Origin of the sequence: Micromonospora sp. KC721, from assembly GCF_004348355.1 — a bacterium.
Lineage (GTDB): Bacteria > Actinomycetota > Actinomycetes > Mycobacteriales > Micromonosporaceae > Micromonospora.
This window is the reverse complement of record NZ_SMJY01000342.1, coordinates 1-3,004: the sequence shown is the minus strand read 5'-3', so window position 1 is coordinate 3,004 and position 3,004 is coordinate 1. Positions and strand designations below refer to the sequence as shown.

Below are 3,004 nucleotides of genomic sequence, written 5' to 3'. Positions count from 1 at the left end.
CAACAAACAATGTTGCCAAAGGAATCCCAACCAGACAGACCAAAGCCTGACCAGTCCGGGGTATCAAAACAATTTGGCACTGGCTTTACAAGCACCCTGTTGAGTTCTCAAAGAACAACCACACACCGCCCGGAAACCCTCAACCGAGGACCCCCGACCCGGGGCACCACATCCACCCGTGACCACCACTCTCGCGGCGAGCACTTTTACTACGTTACCTCACCGTCTTCCCCGTGTCAACCAGTGTGTCCCGGTCTGTCACGCTTCGTACGGGTTGGCATCCGCGACCGCGCGCAGCGATCACCCGCTGCGTTTGATCATCGGATTCAGCAGGCCGGCCGCTGCGGTCTCCCGCACGCTCGCCCGGTACCCTGCCGGTCGTCAACCATACCCGGTCGGCTCCGCCCCGCCAAATCCGCCTCACGACAGATCCAGGGGCACCGCCCGGTCCCGGTTACCAGAGGCATAACCTCCGCACCCCCAGGTCCATTCCCGCGCTCCGGCCTTCCAGGCTTTCGCCTGTTTCGTCCGTTCCGCGCTGGCAGAGAGAAAGCTACGCCCCCGGCCAGATGATCGTCAAATCCGCCGACGGCGTCCCGCGTCACACCTTTCCCGGCACACCGTTGCCCAAGCCGGCCTCATCCGGTGGGTGCTGCACTCGCGAGGTCGGACTGCCCGGGGGTCACGCCGACTGAACCGGGCACCTCCGGCATCCGTCCGTCGCGCCCGAGCAGATGGGCGGCACCGGTCAGGCTGCCGGCCCGCGGCGGGCGGCGCGCCAGCCGCGTACCCCCAGCAGCCCGACGGTGGTGCCGATGGCGAGTGATGCCGCGATGAGCAGGGCGTGCACCCAGAGGAAACCGGTCGGGGCCCCGTCGCCAACGGTGCCGGTGGACCATGCGCGCGGGTCGTTCCAGATGGCGACCGCGAACCTCGGCCAGATCAGCCAGGTCCACACGCCGACAGCGCCGAGGAAGACCGACCAGCCGCGGGACAACACCATGGTCAGCGAGTATGCCAGCGGGCCGGGCGGCCGACACGGGCAGTTCCGCTCGGGCCGGTCGTCGCGGGTACGCGTGCTGTTTCCGGGCTGCGGTACGGGGGCACCTCTGTATGGGACCAGAGAGCCGGATGACGCGCCGGAGGTGTCCGACATGCAGCCGTTCAACCCGTGGGCCTGGCGAGACCCGGCAGCTCTCGCCGGCGGGTACGACCAGACCAGGCCCACCGAGGAACCGCAGGACCGCTCGGAACACGACGGTCCGGACGCGCCCGGCCCCGGCACCCCGGTCGACCTGGTGGGGTACCGGGTGGAGGCGACCGACGGGAGGATCGGTTCCATCGACCAGGCCAGCGAGGACGCCGACGCGCGGTACCTGGTGGTGGACACCGGACCCTGGATTCTGGGGAAGAAGGTGCTGCTGCCGGTGGGCACGGTCGACCGGGTGGACCACCTGGAGCGGGTGGTACACGTCGACCGCAGCCGCGCGCAGGTCAAGGAGGCCCCGGCCTTCGACCCGGACGACTTCGGTCGACCGGAGTACCGCCAGCGGATCGGCGCCTACTACACGGACAGCTACCAGCAGAGTTAAGGGCGCGGAGAATCCCGGATGTCCGGCTCGCTGAGCACACGCCCTGCACACCTCTGAGCCGCAAGGCCTCGTGCAAGACCAGCAAAGGCGTTTCCCGCTCCAGCCGCCTCCCAGGCACCGCCCATCCGATCCTCGCCGATCCATATGATCACAAGGTGACGCACCGACTACGCCTTGCGACAGATGCGGATCTCGACGGTCTGATTGTCATCCTCAACGGCGCCGTCATCTGGCTACAGCAGCAAGGCCTGGACCAGTGGGGCGGGTGGCCGTGGCACGCCGACGAGCTACGTCCAAGCCTCGAGGCGGGCGGGCTCTTGCTGGCGGAAACCGGCGACGGAGTTCCGATCGCGACCATGACGCTCGACGATGTGCCCGACAAGGATTTCTGGACACCCGCAGACCACCCGACGTCAGCGCTCTACCTGAGTCACCCCGCCGTCGACCGGTCCTTCAGCGGACACGGTGTGGGAACGTGGAGGCTCAACCAGGCCGCACAACGAGCCGCGCACGGCGGCAAGAAAGTGGCTCCGGCTGGACGCCTGGAAGACCAACACGCGGCTACACGCCTACTACCGTCACCATGGTTCCAGCAGTTACGGACCGTCCATGTGGCTGGCCGTGGCTTCAGCGGCCGTCGCGGGCGCGGCGCCAGGCGGCGGAACGCAGCAGGCGCAGGCCGTTGAGGCCGACGATGACGGTGGAGCCCTCGTGGCCGGCGACGCCCAGCGGCAGCGGCAGGTGACCCACGATGTCCCAGGTGACCAGCACGGCGATGAACGTGCCCGCGATCACCAGGTTCGCCACCACGATCCGCCGGGCTCTGCGGGCCAGCGCGAGCACCGCCGGAAGGGCGGTGAGGTCGTCGTGGATCAGCACCGCGTCGGCGGTCTGCAACGCGAGGTCGGAGCCGCGTCGGCCCATGGCGACGCCGGCGTCGGCGGCGGCGAGGGCGGGTGCGTCGTTGATCCCGTCGCCGACCAGCAGCACCCGCCGTCCGTCGGCTTGCAGGGCACCGACGCGGTCGACCTTGTCGGCGGGCAGCAGCCCGGCGTGGACGGTGCGGATGCCGACGTCCTCGGCGAGCCGTCCGCCGGCGGCGGCGTTGTCCCCGGTGAGCAGTTCCGGGGGGCGGCCGGTCAGCGTACCGAGGGTGGCGACGGTGTGCGCGGCGTCCGCGCGTACCCGGTCGGTGAGGGTGAGGACGCCGGCCGGCGCGTCGTCGACCACGACCACCACGGCGGTACGCCCGCCGACCTGGGCTGCCTGGATCGCGGTGCGGACCGCGTCCTGCTCCGGGGACGGGGGCAGTTCGTCGAGCAGGGTGGGATTGCCGACCCGTACCCGGTGACCGTCGACGGTGGCCACGACGCCGACACCGGGGGTGGCGGTGAAGTCGCGGGGGGCGGGAA

3 protein-coding genes are annotated in these 3,004 nt (G+C 69.7%); 1 reads left to right on the top strand and 2 read right to left on the bottom strand.

The genetic code is table 11. From position 1 onward, the window contains the following. Positions 1-748 precede the first annotated feature (748 nt). Positions 749-1,003 (bottom strand): SCO4848 family membrane protein, encoded by a 255-nt coding sequence (locus E1182_RS30020; RefSeq protein WP_132271110.1) that lies wholly within the window; start codon positions 1,001-1,003, stop codon positions 749-751. A gap of 151 nt (positions 1,004-1,154) precedes the next feature. Between E1182_RS30020 and E1182_RS30015 the strand changes: the two genes are divergently transcribed. Then, entirely contained in the window at positions 1,155-1,592 is a 438-nt protein-coding gene (locus tag E1182_RS30015) for a PRC-barrel domain-containing protein (protein WP_132271109.1), read from the top strand. A gap of 627 nt (positions 1,593-2,219) precedes the next feature. Here the strand turns inward: E1182_RS30015 and E1182_RS30010 are convergent. Beyond that, a partial coding sequence (locus tag E1182_RS30010; protein ID WP_132271108.1) for an HAD-IC family P-type ATPase occupies positions 2,220-3,004 on the bottom strand: 785 nt, incomplete at its 5' end.

Excerpts from the sequence above, each read along its gene's own strand:
- E1182_RS30020 (WP_132271110.1), bottom strand. The coding sequence starts at position 1,003 with ATGGTGTTGTCCCGCGGCTGGTCGGTCTTCCTCGGCGCTGTCGGCGTG.
- E1182_RS30015 (WP_132271109.1), top strand. The coding sequence starts at position 1,155 with ATGCAGCCGTTCAACCCGTGGGCCTGGCGAGACCCGGCAGCTCTCGCC.